The sequence below is a fragment of the Solibacillus faecavium genome, assembly GCF_014836905.1.
In the GTDB taxonomy this organism is placed as follows: Bacteria; Bacillota; Bacilli; order Bacillales_A; family Planococcaceae; genus Solibacillus; species Solibacillus faecavium.
Genome location: NZ_JACSPZ010000008.1, coordinates 25,618 through 41,669 on the forward strand (window position 1 = coordinate 25,618; position 16,052 = coordinate 41,669).

The following is a 16,052-nucleotide window of genomic DNA, read 5'->3' on the forward strand; positions in this document are numbered from 1 at the left end:
TGATGATTAACCGTGTAGTATTAGTCGGAAGACTTACAAAGGATCCAGAGCTTCGTTATACGCCGAGTGGAGTTCCAATGGCACGTTTTACGGTTGCCGTAAATCGTACATTTTCGAGCCAGTCAGGTGAACGCGAAGCAGATTTCATAGGCTGTATTGCTTGGAGAAAACAAGCTGAAAACTTAGCAAACTTCATGAGAAAAGGGAGTTTGATTGGTGTAGAAGGTCGTATTCAAACAGGAAGCTTTGAAGGACAAGATGGAAAGCGTGTGTACACAACAGATGTCATTGCCGATGCAGTGCAGTTCTTAGAACCGCGTGGAGGAGCAAATGCATCTCAAGGTTCACAAGGTCAACAATACAGTGGTGGGCAAAATTATGGTGGTCAGCCATCTTATAATCAGCCAAACCAGCAATTTGGAGGCTCGCAACAACCACAGGATTCTTACGGTTCTTATCAACAGCCATCTCAAAATCAGCAAAATTATACACGAGTAGATGAAGATCCATTTGCGAATAGCAAAGGACCAATCGAAGTTTCTGAAGACGATTTACCGTTCTAAGAACTTGGCATCTATTATTAAAAATTAAAAGGAGGAACACGATAATGGCACCACGTCGCGGAGGCCGCAAACGCCGTAAAGTTTGCTACTTCACTTCAAATAACATTACGCACATCGACTACAAAGATGTAGATCTTTTAAAGAAATTCATCTCTGAGCGCGGTAAAATTTTACCACGTCGCGTAACTGGTACTTCTGCTAAATACCAACGTAAACTTACAAATGCAATCAAAGTTTCACGTATTATGGCATTACTACCATTCGTTGCTGAAGAAAAATAATATGTTTAAAAGTACAACACAGGCTTAATTGACCTCTGTTGTACTTTTTTTGTTTTCTAAAGTTTTTGCCTATATTCCCATAATAAAAGCTGCCACTAAAATTTCTTGTGGCAGCTACAGGAATGCAACAGCTATTTGCAGACTGTTACATGCATTATTATTTATTTTGTAATTAACTCAAGCTTTACCGGTATAGTATTTTCAACTGTTTCACCGTTTAAATAAGCAATCGCAGTCTCCATCGCAATATTCCCGATTTCATCAGGCTTTTGTGCAACAGTAGCGGCTAGTTTCCCTGCCTTTACAGCAGCCACAGCATCGTCAGTCGCATCAAAGCCCACTACGACAATCTTTTTACCCGAAGCAGAAATAGCTTCTTGTGCACCTAATGCCATTTCGTCATTGTGTGCAAATACGGCAGTAACATCAGGATTGGATTGCAGAATATTCTCCATTACCGTTAAGCCTTCTGAACGATTAAAATTTGCTGTTTGCTTTGCAACGACATTTAAAATACCTGTAACAGCTTCATTGAAGCCTTGCCCACGGTCACGTGCAGCAGAAGAACCTGCAACACCTTCCAATTCAACGACTTTGGCACCTTCACCGACTAACTCTGTAATATATTCACCAGCCAGCATTCCGCCAGCCACGTTATCAGAAGCGATATGTGATACGACTTCGCCACCTTCAGATGAACGATCCACTGTAATCACAGGGATATTTACCGCATTCGCAGATTCAACAGCAGTTGCAACAGCGACAGAATCTACCGGATTAATGATGATTAAATCAACTTTTTGTTGGATTAAATCTTCAATATCGGAAGCTTGCTTTGACGCATTATCTTGCGCATCTACAACCGTTGTTTTCACTCCGAGCTCTTTTGCCTTTGCTTCCGCATTTTCACTTAGCGTCACGAAAAATGGATTGTTTAAAGTTGAAATAGATAAACCGATTGTCAACGTATCATTACTACTCTCAGAAGATGAAGCAGATGTACCAAAAGAAGGCTCCAAAGAGAAACCAGGCTTTACCGAACAAGCCGATAACATTACAGTGGCCATAAGTGCCATTAAAAATATCAATCGTTTTTTCAAGCTAATGACCTACTTTCTATGCTGTTTTTTTACGGTCAATTAATACCGCGATTAAAATAACAATTCCTTTTACAACTTGTTGGAAGAATGAAGAAACACCGATTAAGTTTAACCCGTTATTCAACACACCAATAATTAAGGCACCAACTAATGTACCAAAAATCCAACCTTTACCGCCTGTTAAACTTGTACCACCTAAAACCACTGCTGCAATAGCATCTAACTCATAAGAAGTACCAGCTGTTGGCTGTGCAGAGTTAAGGCGAGATGTTAAAATTAGTGCGGATAACGCAGCTAACATACCTGTTAATGAATAGACGGCAATTTTTACACGATCTACATTGATTCCTGATAATTTAGATGCTGCTTCATTACCGCCTACTGCATAAACACGGCGACCGAATGTTGTTTTATGCATAATTACATATAACGCAATGAAAGCTAGAATCATGGTACATACCGGAACTGGAATACCGAAGAAGTATCCTTTCCCTAACATTTGGAATGTAATTTCATTTCCTAAGTTAGAAACAGGGCGACCATCCGTGTATACTAACGTTAATCCACGGTAAATTGTCATTGTTGCCAATGTTGCGATGAATGGTGCAACTTTCCCTTTTGCGATAATAACACCATTTACAGCACCTAGAATAGCGCCTAACAGTAAGGCAGCAAAAATTGTTAACACTGGGTCCATACCTGAAGCAAGCATTGTGGCAGCAACGGCTCCTGTAAGGGCTAATGTCGAGCCAACCGATAAATCGATGCCGCCGGTTAAAATAACAAAAGTCATACCAAATGCAATAAGTGCGCTAATTGATACTTGACGTAAAATATTTAAAATATTATCTGTTGTCATAAAGCTTGGATTTAAAATTGTAATAACAATTACAATTAAAAATAATCCTAAAAGAGGACCTAGCTTTCCTAACATTTCTTTTGAGCTAGTTTTTAACAACTTCTTCTCCTCCTGTTGCGTAATGCATAATAGTTTCTTGTGTTAAGTCAACGTTGTCTAAAATGGCTGTTTGACGTCCTTCGTGCATGATCATTACACGGTCCGCCATACCTAACACTTCCGTTAGCTCTGAGGAAATCATTAAAATGGCTACACCTTCCTCGGCTAACTGGTTCATAATCGAGTAGATTTCTTTTTTTGCACCGATATCAACACCGCGAGTCGGTTCATCCAAGATTAAAATATCCGGTTTTGTACTTAACCATTTCGCGATAACTACCTTTTGCTGATTCCCGCCGCTTAATGAGCCAACAGCTTGTGTCGCATCACTGCAGCGAATATTTAGCTGTTCAATATATTTTGCTGCTTGTAATTGCTCTTGTTGTGTTTGAACAAAGCTACCCTTTGCAATTGATTTCAAATTTGTTAAAAACATATTTTCTTTAATTGAAAAATCTAGTACAAGACCCTCTGTTTTACGGTCTTCTGTTACAAATCCAATTCCGTGTTTCATCGCTTGGATCGGATTTTTTATCGTCACCTTTTCACCGTGGATTAAAATCTCACCTTTTGACTTTTTAAGGTTTCCGAAAATTGCTTGAGCCACTTCTGTACGGCCTGCTCCCATTAAACCGGCAAAGGCCAAGATTTCCCCTTTACGAATTTGGAAGTTAATATCTTTGCATACCGCAGGACATGTTAGCCCTTTTACTTCTAACGCAACCTCACCAATTTTTGCGTCACGGCTTGGATAACGTTCACCAAGTTCACGTCCAACCATCATTTTGACTACTTCATCAAAAGTTGTACTAGTAATTTCACGTACGCCAACATATTCACCATCACGCAAAATCGTAATACGATCACAAATTGCAAAAATTTCTTCCATACGATGCGAAATATATACAAAGGAAATACCTTTCGCTTTTAGTTCGCGAATCGTTTCAAAAAGCGTTTCAATTTCACGGTCTGTTAAAGCAGCTGTCGGTTCATCCATTACGATGTATTTCGCTTCTGAATTAATTGCTTTGGCAATTTCAATGAGTTGTTGTTTTCCCACTGATAAGGAACCTGCATGCTGACGTACATCAATGTGTAAGCCGAGTTTTCCTAAAAGGGTCTGTGCTTCTTTGTTCATTTCGCGCGTACACAGGAATCCCGTACGACCAATTGTTTTTTCTTTTCCTAAAAACAAGTTTTCCGCTACAGATAAATGCGGCAGAATATTTAATTCTTGGTGAATTACGTGAATACCTAAACTTTCCGCGTCCTTTGCAGAAGTAAAGGTATAGGACTGGCCATCTACCAGCACATCACCTTCGTCACGTGAGTAGATGCCAGACAGAATCTTCATCATTGTTGATTTACCGGCACCATTTTCACCCATTAGCGCGTGGATTTCTCCATCTAAAAGTGTGAATTCAACATTGTTTAATACGACATTGCCGCTGAATGCTTTTTTTATGCCCTTCATTTCGATCATATTCCGACACCTACCTTAAAAAATTACGCCACTTTGCAGCATGATGTTAGCGTATGGCGTCATTTCACCAGTGCGAATAATGACTTTTGCTTCGCTTGACATCTGTTTGAATTGCTCATGTGTTAAATATGTAACCGGTTCCACATTTTTCAAAATAAATGAATGAATTGTTTCGTTTGCCACTTTAATTTCTTCAGCTAAGTAACTATGTTCTACCTCTAAATCTTGTAACACAGTTTCTAAAATAGCTTTAAATCCGGGTTCCCCTAATTTATAAGCTAAATCTATACATGTGACACCTTCTGGAATCGGTAAGCCACAATCTGCAATGACAATTTTATCTGTATGACCTAAACGTGCAAATATACCTGCTAATTCACGGTTTAAAATGCCTTGTTTTTTCATTTTGTGCCTTCCTTTCGAGCAACCACTTCCTCTAATTTTGGCATACCACCTTGAGCGCCAAATTTTTCAACGGATAATGAGGCTGCAATATTTGCGAAAAATACTGCTTCTTCAATTGATTGTCCATTTGTAACAGCATGCGCGAATGCACCGTTAAATGTATCCCCGGCACCTGTTGTATCAACAGCTATCGTTTTGTATCCTTTTACATGTACATGTTTTTCACCATCAAAGTAGCGCGCACCATTATCGCCTAATGTCACAATTAATTGATTTGGATATTTCTCTAATGCTGCTTCTACATCATTTTCAAATAATAGAGCACACTCAGTTTCATTTGGTGTTAAGTACTTTATATATGGCATCCATTCTATATCGAAGTTTGCTGCTGGAGCAGGGTTAAATAGTACTGGCACTTGAAGCTCTTTACATAATTTCAAGCTGTATTCAATCGTTTCTACTGGGATTTCAAGCTGCATTACAACTAACTGACTGTTTTCAATAACAGTTTTAGCAGAAGCAATCACCTCTGGGGTTACTTTAGAATTGGCACCTGGTACAACGACAATACGATTATCTGATTCATAAAGTAAAATATTGGCGATGCCTGTTGCCCCATTTGTATTCATAACTAAGCTAGTATTTATATTTTCTTCATTTAGATTCGCACGAAGTTCCGTACCGAAACTATCTGAGCCAACAGCACCTAACATTTTAACTTGACTGCCTAAGCGCGCAGCAGCTACAGCCTGGTTTGCACCTTTACCGCCTGGAACCGTTGTAAATAGATTTCCTAAAACGGTCTCTCCTTGTTTTGGAAATACCTCCATTTGAACGACTAGGTCCATATTGATACTTCCTATTACCGTTATCATTTTGCAGCTTCCTTTCTCGTCGTACCACGTACAATTAATTGTGCATCTATATTCAATATCGTTTGTTTCATTTCTTTGCCTTCAATTTGCTCAATTAACATGGTTGCAGCAGCAGCACCCATTTTATATAAGTCCTGACCAACTGTTGTTAAAGCAGGTGATACCATCTCACCTAGCGAGATTCCATCAAAGCCTACAATTTGCAGTTCTTCCGGTACACGCTTTCCTAGTTTGTGTGCAATATGAAGTGCAGCAATCGCTAATGTATCACTGCTCGCAAAAATACCATCAATATGAGGGTGTATAACTAAAGCCTGTTCAATCACCGTAGCAGCTTCTTTAAAATCGAATGATGTTGTTACCACAATTGGATCTACTCCTTGTTTATCAATAACTTCAAGAAATCCTAAAAGGCGATCGTCTGCGGTTTTTAAACCTTGTGGACCACGTATACATAATAAATTTTCCGCACCATTTGTGAGCAAATATTCAGTCCCAAGCTTGGCTCCTTTTCGGTTATCAGTCGTCACAGTAGGTATTGCTACATCAATGATCCGGTCAAGTGCAACAATTGGTGTATTGATGGACATGTAAACAGAGGGATCCATTAAACTTGTTGTCACAATTAAACCTGCAACATATGTTTGTGATAACCGCTCGATATATAACAATTCTTTATCCTTTTGCTCGTCTGAATTACAAAGAACTACTGTATAACCATAATTCCAGGCCATGTCTTCAACAGCACGAGCTAACTCTGGAAAATAGGGATTTTTTATATCTGGCACAATTAGACCAATTATATTTGATTGTTTTTTACTTAATGAACGTGCAACACTGCTTGGCTTATAATCAAGCTCTTGAATGGCTTGTTCAATACGTTCTGAGGATCTTTTACTTACATAACCATTTTGGTTTAGGTAGCGTGATACTGTCGCCACAGAAAGATTCGCAATCTTTGCAACATCTTTAATGTTAACCATCACTACGCCCCCATAAAATGAAATATGTTACCGGTTACATAATATATGCTATACAATACAAAATGTCAACGAAATAAAGGACATAAAAGACAGAAAAATAGCTTTTAAAACATAGAATTTAGTTATTCAAAAGAAAAATACTCCATATTAAGCTATACTAAAATATTTAAAATGACATACTATTACTTTGTTTGGAGTTTTCGTTACTTGAATAATAAGGTAAAAACCCAATCTACTCCTATAAATGGTAGGAAATCATCCAGCCTATTACACGAGAGCGAAGTTGAATGTATTATATATCGACTAATTCGTACCTCTTATCGTAACCGTTAGTTTGTTTGGTCATTCAAAAATGGTACAATGGAAAGGTGAGAAAAGTTGAAAGTAGACAAGTCGAAACATCGATAAAAGATGGTAGCAAAGCTCTGTAAGATACATGCACCATAGCGTCTTACCAACAACAGATAAGGAAGGTTCTCCATGCAAATTAATCAAACAAGAAAGTTAGCACATGGTGCTATGATGATAGCTATTTTTACTGTGCTGATGGCTATCGTATTTTATATTCCTATGGCGAATATTATTGCAGCCGTCATAGCTCCTTTACCGATGATTTGGTATAGCGCCAATTACGATCGAAGGTCATCATTTTTAGTTGCAATAATTGCTGTAATCGTCACTTTTTTTATTGGCGGTTTACTGCTAATACCCGCTTCACTGATTTTTGCAGCGGCCGGTGTGGCAATTGGGGATGCTATTTACAATAAAAAAAGCAAAGTATTTATGTTTATATCTACGAGCACTGTTTTACTCGTAACATTTGCGATTCAATATCTCATATCATTACGTTTGTTTGAAGTGGATTTTATCCGTGATTCGATGGAACTCATGAAGACAAGCTATATTGAATCGATAAAAATGACGGAGAAGCTGACAGGACAGGCAACACCAAAAGAAGTAATGGATAATATGAACAATATGCTGAATATGTTAGAAATGACTCTACCTGCATCCATTACATTGGCAATGCTGTTTGTGTCCTTCATTATTATCACTGTTAACTTACCGATTCTAAAGCGATTGAAAGTAGATGTACCAAGGTTTGGGAAGTTTAGTGAGTTACGCTTACCAAGATCGGTCCTATGGTATTATCTCATTGCTTTATCCATTAATTTATTTGTTCAGCCTGAACAAAACTCTTCATTGGCCATTATCATGTTAAATATTTCAATGATTTTATGGATATTGCTAACATTACAAGGTATTTCTTTTATCCATTTTGCTATCGATGCATTTGGTTATCCTAAATTTATAAAAGTATTAAGTACAATTGTTGCCATTCCACTTTATTCTTTTGTTATATTAATTGGTATTATCGATTTAGGCTTTAACGCAAGAGATTACATTCGGGAAAAGAGTCAAAAGTGAGGAGCTGATTGAAATGGGCAATTTTCGTAAAAGACCAATTCGATATCCACTAGTAGTATTGTTTTTACTAGGTGTAGTGGCAGCTATCCTTATGATGATATGGAATGTATGGATTGGGGTCGCATTTATAATCGTGTATTTAGGAGTTGCCTACTATACGTTAAAGATTGAAGCATTGACGTACAAAGATACAGAGCAACATATAGAAGCACTTTCCTATCGGATGGAAGATGTGGGAAAAGAGGCATTTCTTGAAATGCCATTCGGAATTGTATTATTAAATGATGACTTTACTGTGGAATGGGCAAACCCATTTATGCTTCGGGTATTGCAGCAAGAATCATTAGTCGGAGTTGAATTGGATACGATTTCAGATGAGTTACCTATACTTATAAATGAAGAACAGAAGAATGAAACGGTTGTGGCGATACATGACCGAAAATATCATATTTATTATAAAGAAGATGAAAAGTTATTTTACTTCTTTGATGTTACAAAACAAGTTCAGATAGAAAAGCAGTACTTGGCAGATCGTACCGTGTTGGCAATACTATTTATTGATAATTATGATGAGCTTACATCAGGTATGGATGACCAAGCGAGAAGTGTAACAAACACAATGATGACTTCTATTGTGAATGAATGGGCCGCGCATTATGGTATTTTCGTAAAAAGAATAGCATCCGATCGTTTTATGGCCGTATTAAATGAATCGATATTAGCAGAGCTTGAGCAAAAGCGGTTTTCTATATTAGATGTAATACGTGAGCGAACGATGATGCAGAAGAACCTGTCATTAACTTTAAGTATTGGGATTGGAGCAGGCTCTCAATCATTAGTGGAGCTTGGCCAATTAGCACAGTCAGGTCTAGATTTAGTGTTAGGACGCGGCGGTGACCAAGTGGCTATCAAACAATCAAATGGTAAAATTCGCTTTTATGGTGGGAAAACAAACCCTGTTGAAAAGCGAACGAGGGTACGTGCCCGTGTAATTTCGCATGCACTTAGTGATTTAATACAAGATAGTGATCAAGTATTTGTAATGGGACATAAACATCCAGACATGGACTCAATAGGGGCTTGTGTCGGCGTACGTAAAATGGTCGCAATGAATGGAATTGAAGGATTTGTAATCGTAAATTTTGATGAAGTGCGCGGCAGTGTAAGCCGTTTGATGACCGAATTGGAGCAAAAAACGGATTTTTACAATCGTTTTATAACACCTGACGAAGCTTTATCGAAAATAACACCAAAATCTCTCGTAGTCATTGTGGACACACATAAGCCAAGTATGGTAATTGATAGCCGGTTATTAAGTAGAACGGATAAGGTTGTTGTCATTGACCATCATCGTCGTGGTGAGGAATTTATTAATAATAGTCCAACGTTGGTGTATATGGAGCCATATGCTTCCTCTACTGCAGAACTTGTTACAGAACTGTTGGAATATCAACCGCAAAACGAAAAATTACTGCCTCTTGAAGCAACAGCATTATTGTCTGGAATTATAGTTGATACAAAGAGCTTTACACTTAGAACAGGTGCGCGTACATTTGAAGCTGCTTCCTATTTACGTACATTTGGAGCAGATACGGTTTTAATTCAACGATTGCTAAAAGAAGATGTAGGAACATATGTCGAGCGATCAAAAATTATTCAGACAGTTCAATTCCCTTATACAGGCATTGCAGTCGCGCATGGTGAGGAAACTAAAGTATATGATTCAGTATTAATCGCCCAAACTGCGGATATTTTACTGACTATGAAAGATGTGGGTGCCTCTTTTGTTATTGCACATCGCAATGATGGATTAATTGGCATTAGTGCACGTTCTTTAGGAGACATCAATGTACAGCTTGTAATGGAAAAGCTTGGCGGCGGCGGGCACTTAACCAATGCTGCTACACAGATGAAGGCAGAAACTATTGAAGAAGTAAAAAATCATTTAATTGAAGCTATTAGCGAAATAGTCGAAGGGAGCAAGGAATCATGAAAGTAGTATTTTTAAAAGATGTAAAAGGCAAAGGTAAAAAAGGTGAAATTAAAGAAGTTGCTGAAGGTTATGCTCGTAACTTTTTAATTAAAAATGGTTATGCGAAAGAAGCAAATAATCAAGCATTGAGCGAAATTCAAGGTCAAAAGCGTTTAGAAGAAAAAAATGCAGCTGCGGAACTACAAGCAGCGAAAGATCTAAAAGAACAGTTAGAGGCTATTACAGTAGAAATAAAGGCAAAATCAGGTGAAGGTGGACGTTTATTTGGTTCAGTTTCTACAAAGCAAATTGCAGATGCACTTCAAAAAAAGCATGGCTTTAAAGTAGATAAGCGTAAAATGGATTGCAATGATGGAATCCGTTCATTAGGCTTTACAAATGTTCCTGTTAAGTTACATCAAGATGTAAAGGCAACGTTAAAAGTACATGTAATTGAAGAATAAGGAGCGACAACAATGAACGAATCCATGATGGACCGCGTTCCGCCGCATAATAATGAAGCCGAACAATCGGTTATTGGCGCAGTTTTCCTTGATCCACAAGCTCTTATAACAGCATCTGAAATTGTTATTGCAGATGATTTTTATCATATTGCACATCAGAAGATTTTCCAAACGATGCTGAATTTAAGCGATCAGGGGAAAGCGATTGATGTTGTAACTGTTACAGAAGAATTATCAGCGAAAAAAGAGCTAGAGGATATAGGTGGCTTAAGCTATATAACGGAACTAGCAAATGCAGTACCGACAGCTGCCAATATTGCACATTACGCAAAGATTGTAGAAGAAAAGGCGATATTACGTCGCCTTATTCGCGTTGCTTCTAAGATTGCGGATGATGGATATACGCGTGAAGATGAAGTAGAAGTGCTCTTAGCAGAAGCTGAGAAAAAAATGCTTGAAGTTTCAAACCGAAAAAATGCGGGAGACTTTAAGCACGTAAAAGATGTATTAGTTCAGACATTCGATAATATTGAACAGCTCCAATCACGTGCCGGAGACGTGACAGGTATTCCAACCGGTTTCCGTGACTTAGATAAAATGACTGCTGGTTTCCAACGCAATGATTTAATTATCGTGGCAGCTCGTCCATCGGTTGGTAAAACAGCCTTTGCATTAAATGTTGCACAAAGTGTTGCCGTAAAGGCGCGTGAAAATGTCGCGATTTTCTCTCTTGAGATGGGTGCCGATCAACTTGTCATGCGTATGTTATGTGCGGAAGGCAATATTGATGCACAACGCCTACGTACAGGGGATTTGCAAAATGAGGACTGGGGTAAGTTGACGATGGCGATGGGAAGTTTATCGAATTCGGGAATTTATATTGATGATTCACCAGGTGTTCGGATGGCGGATATTCGTGCCAAGTGCAGACGATTAGCAAAAGAGAATGGATTAGGAATGATTTTAATCGACTACTTACAGCTAATTTTAGGTAGTGGTAAGCCTGGCGAGAACCGTCAACAAGAAGTATCCGAAATTTCACGTTCGTTAAAAGGTTTAGCGCGTGAATTAAAAGTTCCAGTTATTGCGCTATCACAGCTATCACGTGGTGTAGAACAACGTCAGGATAAGCGTCCGATGATGAGTGACTTACGTGAATCGGGTTCGATTGAGCAAGATGCGGATATTGTAGCGTTTTTATACCGTGATGATTATTACGATAAAGAATCGGAAAGTAAGGATATTATCGAGATTATTATCGCGAAACAACGTAATGGTCCAACAGGTACAGTAAGTTTAGCATTCCGGAAAGAATACAATAAATTTTTAAATTTAGAATTTACCCCTCCACCACGCGAGGAATAGACATTAAACACGAACGTTTCACATAATCGACATGTGTACGTTCGTGTTTTTTATTGACTTTTATGTTTCGAAATTGTTAAAATGTTCATGCTTCATCATTAAGGAATAAAAAGTAAGTTTTATTAAACTGAATAGGATACTTAATACTTCTTAAGGATTCAATTCGTCGGAGGTGCTCGTATATGACAGCGGTAGTTGTAGTAGGTACACAATGGGGAGACGAAGGAAAAGGTAAAATTACAGATTTCCTTTCTAAAAAGGCAGATGCAATAGCTCGCTTTGCAGGTGGCGATAATGCAGGACATACAATAAAAATTGGCGAAGAAACGTATAAGCTTCACTTAATTCCATCTGGGATATTTTATTCTGATAAATTGTCGGTAATCGGCAATGGGGTTGTTATTAATCCAAAGTCTATCGTAACCGAATTGAAAGGTTTACAGGCAAGAGGTATTGATACATCAAATTTGAGAATTTCAAATCGTGCGCATGTAATTTTGCCATACCATATTCATCAAGATATCGTAGAAGAAGCGAGTCGTGGTGATGAGAAGATTGGTACAACGGCAAAAGGAATTGGACCATGCTATCAGGATAAAGTAGCTCGAATCGGCATACGTATGGCTGATTTATTGGATAGGCCAACTTTTGAGAAGAAGTTACGCGAAAACTTAAATTTAAAAAACCGCCTATTTACGAAATTCTATGAAGTAGAAGGCTTAAATTTTGAAGATATATTTGAAGAGTATTACGCGTATGGTCAAGAAATTGCCCAATATGTAACGGATACTTCAAAAGTGTTGAATGATGTAATTGATGAAGGTGGCAAGGTGTTATTTGAAGGAGCTCAAGGAATTATGCTTGATGTTGATCAGGGGACATATCCTTTCGTAACTTCATCAAATCCTGTTGCAGGAGGCATTGCGATTGGATCAGGTGTAGGTCCTACTGCAGTAGAACGCGTAGTAGGTGTATGTAAAGCTTATACATCCCGAGTGGGAGATGGTCCGTTCCCATCAGAACTACACGATGAAATTGGTCAACAAATTCGTGAAGTGGGCCGTGAATATGGTACAACGACAGGTCGTCCACGCCGTGTTGGTTGGTTTGACGCGGTAGTTGTTCGCCATTCACGCCGCGTGTCAGGAATTACTGACTTAGCATTAAACTCCATCGATGTATTGTCAGGCTTAGAAACAGTAAAAATTTGCACAGCATATGAGTATAATGGAGAGCAAATTACAGAGTACCCGGCTAACCTTGAAATAATTAAACAATGTAAGCCAGTATATGAAGAGTTACCTGGATGGTCAGAAGATGTAACGGGTGTCCGTACAATGGAAGATTTGCCGGAAAATGCACGTAACTATATTAATCGTATTGTAGAACTTACAGGAATCCCATTAACAACATTTTCAGTTGGTCCTGCTCGTGAACAAACTAATATTGTAAACGGTATCTGGGAATAATAGAAGTGCGCTTTAGAGGGGTATTAAAAGTCATTAGGCTTTTGATACTCCTTTTTCTATGCTATTAAAGAGTTAAAAAGAATAAAAAGGTACGAAGCAATATAAAATAGCTCAATTAATTAGAATGTAACAATTTTTTAGATAATAATACAATTTCATTACAAAAATATTGAAGTAGTTCATTTGGTATGAGAAATATGATACAGTATCAAAGTGTGTTTTAACGCTTGAAAATAAATAGATGGACTAAAAAATATAGATTAGACATAGTTGGAAGGAGCTTTATCATGAGTTCAAAAGGAAACAAGTTAGGCTTGGGCAATTTAAAACAAAGTCTAATGAATCGTCATAATGGAAAACTAAAAATGGCTGCAATTTTTGCGTTACTCGTTTCTACGGTGACATTCAATCTAGGTTTCGCGAATGAAACAGATAAAGAACAATTCGCTAAAATTTTCCACGTTTATGTAGCTGATACATATGTTGGATCTGTTGCAGATGAAGCAACAGTAGAAGAGGTTGTACTAAATAAAGAACTAGAGGCTAGTAAAAAGTATGAAGACTTAAAGGTCGATGCTAGTGCCGAAGTTAAAATTATTCCAGAGCAAGTGTTTACAGTAGATGCAAATGAAGAAGAAACGATAAAAAACCTTCAAGAAGCATTGACTGTTCAAGCACAAGCTTACTCATTACAAGTAGAAGAAACAGTCGTTGCTTCATTGAAGGATAAAGCAGATTTTGAAGCTGTAATTGACGGATTAAAGCTTCAGTATATTACTCAATATCAATTGAATAAATTAAAAAATAACTCAACTAATGATTCATTACCCGAATTAAAAAAAGATGAAACACGTTTAATCGATGTTGCCTTATCAGCTCCGATTACGGGACAGGAAGATTTAGCAAAGCCTGAAGAAATTGTTTCTGTTTCAGAGGCGGTTCAGTTATTACAAACAGGTTCAATAGAACAAGAAACCTATACTGTAAAATCTGGGGATGTGTTGGGCTCCATAGCATCTGCACATGATTTAACAACGGCACAATTACTAAATTTAAATCCTTCTCTTAAAGAAAATACAGTACTTCAGATTGGTCAAGAATTAAATGTAACAGTAGAAAAACCATTTGTTACTGTGAAGGCAGTATATGAGAAGAAAAAAATTGAAGAAATTGATTTCGCCAAAATTGTTGAAGAAGATCCAACAATGTTAAAAGGTGAAAAGCTTGTTAAGCAAGAAGGTAAAAAAGGTAAAAAAGAAGTTACTTATTTAATTTCAGAAGAAAATGGTGTACGAACAGAGCGACTTCAATCTGTAGAAAATATATTAGTAGAACCTGAAAATCGTATAGTCGTTGTAGGAACGAAGGTAATTCCTTCTGTTGGGACAGGGACATTTGCTTGGCCAGCAGTTGGAGGTTATGTTTCAAGTAATATGGGACATCGTTGGGGACGCTATCATTATGGAATCGATATTGCGCGACCATCCAATTATACAATCAAAGCATCAGATAATGGGGTTATTAAAACAGCTGGCAGTCATTCAACTTATGGAAACTATGTTGTAATCGACCATAATAATGGTTTTGAATCACTATACGCTCACTTATCACGTATTGACGTATCAGTTGGACAAGTAGTAGAACAAGGGTCGGCACTTGGACAAATGGGTTCAACAGGTCGTTCAACAGGAACGCATTTACATTTCGAAATTCACAAAAATGGTTCAGAAGTAAATCCATTATCATATTTAAATTAATCTGGGAGGTGTGTTAAAAGCTTTGTCTTTTAGCACACTTTTTTCAATATACAGTAATTTTATATTTTAGAACTAAAATTCGAAAAAAATTAAAAAATATTTCCTGGAAAATAATCTATGGGAAACATCTGTATAATGCATCAAATCGTAAAGCGTGATAGAGTAATGATAGTAAATTATAAAAATTACTTTTCATTTCATATAGAATTTATTAGGAAAGAGGTATATAGATGATGGATAAAACAATTTTAGTTGTAGATGATGAAAAACCAATTGCAGATATTCTACAATTTAACTTAATTAAAGAAGGCTATCGTGTAATTTGTGCATACGATGGAGACGAAGCACTACAAAGAGTAGAAGAAGAGCAACCAGATTTAATGCTGTTGGATATTATGCTTCCAAAGCGTGATGGGATGGAAGTATGTCGTGAAGTCCGTAAAAAATATGATTTCCCTATTATTATGCTAACAGCAAAAGGCTCGGAGATTGATAAAGTATTAGGTCTTGAAATGGGTGCAGATGATTACGTTACGAAACCATTTAGTACGCGTGAACTAATCGCACGTGTGAAGGCAAATATGCGTCGATTAAATGTCCCTGCTCAAGTAGAAGAAGCAACAGCTGAATCGAATGATATTGTTGTAGGTTCATTGACAATTCAGCCTGATGCATATTTAGTGTTAAAGCGTGAAGACTCCATTGAGTTGACCCATCGTGAATTTGAATTATTACACTATTTAGCAAAACATATTGGCCAAGTAATGACACGTGAACACTTGCTGCAAACGGTTTGGGGATATGATTACTTTGGAGATGTACGTACAGTAGACGTGACAATTCGCCGTCTGCGGGAAAAAATTGAAGATAATCCTAGTCATCCTTTATGGATTGTGACAAGACGAGGTGTCGGTTATTATTTACGAAATCCTGAACAGGAGTAGACTGC

General features: G+C 37.6%; 15 protein-coding genes. 9 read left to right on the plus strand and 6 right to left on the minus strand.

Annotated elements, in window-relative coordinates:
* Positions 1 to 2 precede the first annotated feature (2 nt).
* Both ssb and rpsR read left to right on the plus strand, forming a co-directional pair.
* Positions 3 to 563: a single-stranded DNA-binding protein gene (gene ssb / locus H9635_RS14640; protein WP_191701063.1), complete on the plus strand. Its 561-nt coding sequence runs from the start codon at positions 3 to 5 to the stop codon at positions 561 to 563.
* 41 nt (positions 564 to 604) lie between these two features.
* Positions 605 to 844, plus strand: a complete 240-nt coding sequence (gene rpsR / locus H9635_RS14645) for a 30S ribosomal protein S18 (RefSeq protein ID WP_191701183.1) — start codon at positions 605 to 607, stop codon at positions 842 to 844.
* Positions 845 to 1,005: 161 nt separating this feature from the next.
* On the opposite strand, the gene rbsB is transcribed toward rpsR, so the two are convergent.
* Genes rbsB through H9635_RS14675 form a run of 6 tightly spaced genes read right to left on the minus strand, consistent with a single transcriptional unit; the run spans position 1,006 to position 6,648 of the window.
* Complete coding sequence (gene rbsB, locus H9635_RS14650) at positions 1,006 to 1,944, minus strand: ribose ABC transporter substrate-binding protein RbsB (protein WP_191701064.1); 939 nt, start codon at positions 1,942 to 1,944, stop codon at positions 1,006 to 1,008.
* A gap of 16 nt (positions 1,945 to 1,960) precedes the next feature.
* Positions 1,961 to 2,902, minus strand: a complete 942-nt coding sequence (gene rbsC / locus H9635_RS14655) for a ribose ABC transporter permease (protein ID WP_191701065.1) — start codon at positions 2,900 to 2,902, stop codon at positions 1,961 to 1,963.
* On the minus strand, positions 2,889 to 4,385 hold the full coding sequence (locus H9635_RS14660) for a sugar ABC transporter ATP-binding protein (RefSeq protein ID WP_191701066.1): 1,497 nt from the start codon (positions 4,383 to 4,385) through the stop codon (positions 2,889 to 2,891). Before H9635_RS14660 ends, rbsC begins: the two co-directional genes overlap by 14 nt.
* Positions 4,386 to 4,400: 15 nt before the next feature.
* Positions 4,401 to 4,790: a D-ribose pyranase gene (rbsD, locus tag H9635_RS14665; RefSeq protein ID WP_191701067.1), complete on the minus strand. Its 390-nt coding sequence runs from the start codon at positions 4,788 to 4,790 to the stop codon at positions 4,401 to 4,403.
* Positions 4,787 to 5,665: a ribokinase gene (gene rbsK / locus H9635_RS14670; RefSeq protein WP_191701068.1), complete on the minus strand. Its 879-nt coding sequence runs from the start codon at positions 5,663 to 5,665 to the stop codon at positions 4,787 to 4,789. The genes rbsD and rbsK overlap by 4 nt, the downstream gene beginning before the upstream one ends.
* On the minus strand, positions 5,662 to 6,648 hold the full coding sequence (locus H9635_RS14675; protein WP_191701069.1) for a LacI family DNA-binding transcriptional regulator: 987 nt from the start codon (positions 6,646 to 6,648) through the stop codon (positions 5,662 to 5,664). The genes rbsK and H9635_RS14675 overlap by 4 nt, the downstream gene beginning before the upstream one ends.
* 480 nt (positions 6,649 to 7,128) lie before the next feature.
* On the opposite strand from H9635_RS14675, the gene H9635_RS14680 reads away from it, so the two are divergent.
* The 7 genes from H9635_RS14680 (at position 7,129) to yycF (ending at position 16,047) form a co-directional block, all read left to right on the plus strand.
* Positions 7,129 to 8,076, plus strand: coding sequence for a YybS family protein (locus tag H9635_RS14680; RefSeq protein ID WP_191701070.1), 948 nt, complete (start codon positions 7,129 to 7,131; stop codon positions 8,074 to 8,076).
* 13 nt (positions 8,077 to 8,089) lie between these two features.
* Positions 8,090 to 10,069 (plus strand): DHH family phosphoesterase, encoded by a 1,980-nt coding sequence (locus H9635_RS14685; protein ID WP_191701071.1) that lies wholly within the window; start codon positions 8,090 to 8,092, stop codon positions 10,067 to 10,069.
* The gene (gene rplI / locus H9635_RS14690; protein WP_191701072.1) at positions 10,066 to 10,512 is read left to right on the plus strand and encodes a 50S ribosomal protein L9; all 447 of its coding nucleotides are present in this window, start codon (positions 10,066 to 10,068) and stop codon (positions 10,510 to 10,512) included. Before H9635_RS14685 ends, rplI begins: the two co-directional genes overlap by 4 nt.
* Before the next feature lie 12 nt (positions 10,513 to 10,524).
* A complete protein-coding gene (gene dnaB, locus H9635_RS14695) occupies positions 10,525 to 11,877 on the plus strand; it encodes a replicative DNA helicase (protein WP_191701073.1) in 1,353 nt (450 codons plus the stop codon).
* 182 nt (positions 11,878 to 12,059) lie between these two features.
* Entirely contained in the window at positions 12,060 to 13,346 is a 1,287-nt protein-coding gene (locus H9635_RS14700; RefSeq protein ID WP_191701074.1) for an adenylosuccinate synthase, read from the plus strand.
* A gap of 287 nt (positions 13,347 to 13,633) precedes the next feature.
* Complete coding sequence (locus H9635_RS14705; RefSeq protein WP_191701075.1) at positions 13,634 to 15,103, plus strand: M23 family metallopeptidase; 1,470 nt, start codon at positions 13,634 to 13,636, stop codon at positions 15,101 to 15,103.
* Between the two features lie 233 nt (positions 15,104 to 15,336).
* Positions 15,337 to 16,047, plus strand: coding sequence for a response regulator YycF (gene yycF / locus H9635_RS14710; protein WP_191701184.1), 711 nt, complete (start codon positions 15,337 to 15,339; stop codon positions 16,045 to 16,047).
* Positions 16,048 to 16,052: the final 5 nt, after the last annotated feature.

What these genes read in the sequence shown, in the direction of transcription:
- H9635_RS14680 (WP_191701070.1), top strand. Translation starts at nt 7,129, where the DNA reads ATGCAAATTAATCAAACAAGAAAGTTAGCACATGGTGCTATGATGATA.
- dnaB (WP_191701073.1), top strand. Translation starts at nt 10,525, where the DNA reads ATGAACGAATCCATGATGGACCGCGTTCCGCCGCATAATAATGAAGCC.
- rplI (WP_191701072.1), top strand. Translation starts at nt 10,066, where the DNA reads ATGAAAGTAGTATTTTTAAAAGATGTAAAAGGCAAAGGTAAAAAAGGT.
- H9635_RS14675 (WP_191701069.1), bottom strand. Translation starts at nt 6,648, where the DNA reads ATGGTTAACATTAAAGATGTTGCAAAGATTGCGAATCTTTCTGTGGCG.
- ssb (WP_191701063.1), top strand. Translation starts at nt 3, where the DNA reads ATGATTAACCGTGTAGTATTAGTCGGAAGACTTACAAAGGATCCAGAG.
- yycF (WP_191701184.1), top strand. Translation starts at nt 15,337, where the DNA reads ATGGATAAAACAATTTTAGTTGTAGATGATGAAAAACCAATTGCAGAT.
- H9635_RS14705 (WP_191701075.1), top strand. Translation starts at nt 13,634, where the DNA reads ATGAGTTCAAAAGGAAACAAGTTAGGCTTGGGCAATTTAAAACAAAGT.
- H9635_RS14660 (WP_191701066.1), bottom strand. Translation starts at nt 4,385, where the DNA reads ATGATCGAAATGAAGGGCATAAAAAAAGCATTCAGCGGCAATGTCGTA.
- H9635_RS14700 (WP_191701074.1), top strand. Translation starts at nt 12,060, where the DNA reads ATGACAGCGGTAGTTGTAGTAGGTACACAATGGGGAGACGAAGGAAAA.
- rbsD (WP_191701067.1), bottom strand. Translation starts at nt 4,790, where the DNA reads ATGAAAAAACAAGGCATTTTAAACCGTGAATTAGCAGGTATATTTGCA.
- H9635_RS14685 (WP_191701071.1), top strand. Translation starts at nt 8,090, where the DNA reads ATGGGCAATTTTCGTAAAAGACCAATTCGATATCCACTAGTAGTATTG.
- rbsK (WP_191701068.1), bottom strand. Translation starts at nt 5,665, where the DNA reads ATGATAACGGTAATAGGAAGTATCAATATGGACCTAGTCGTTCAAATG.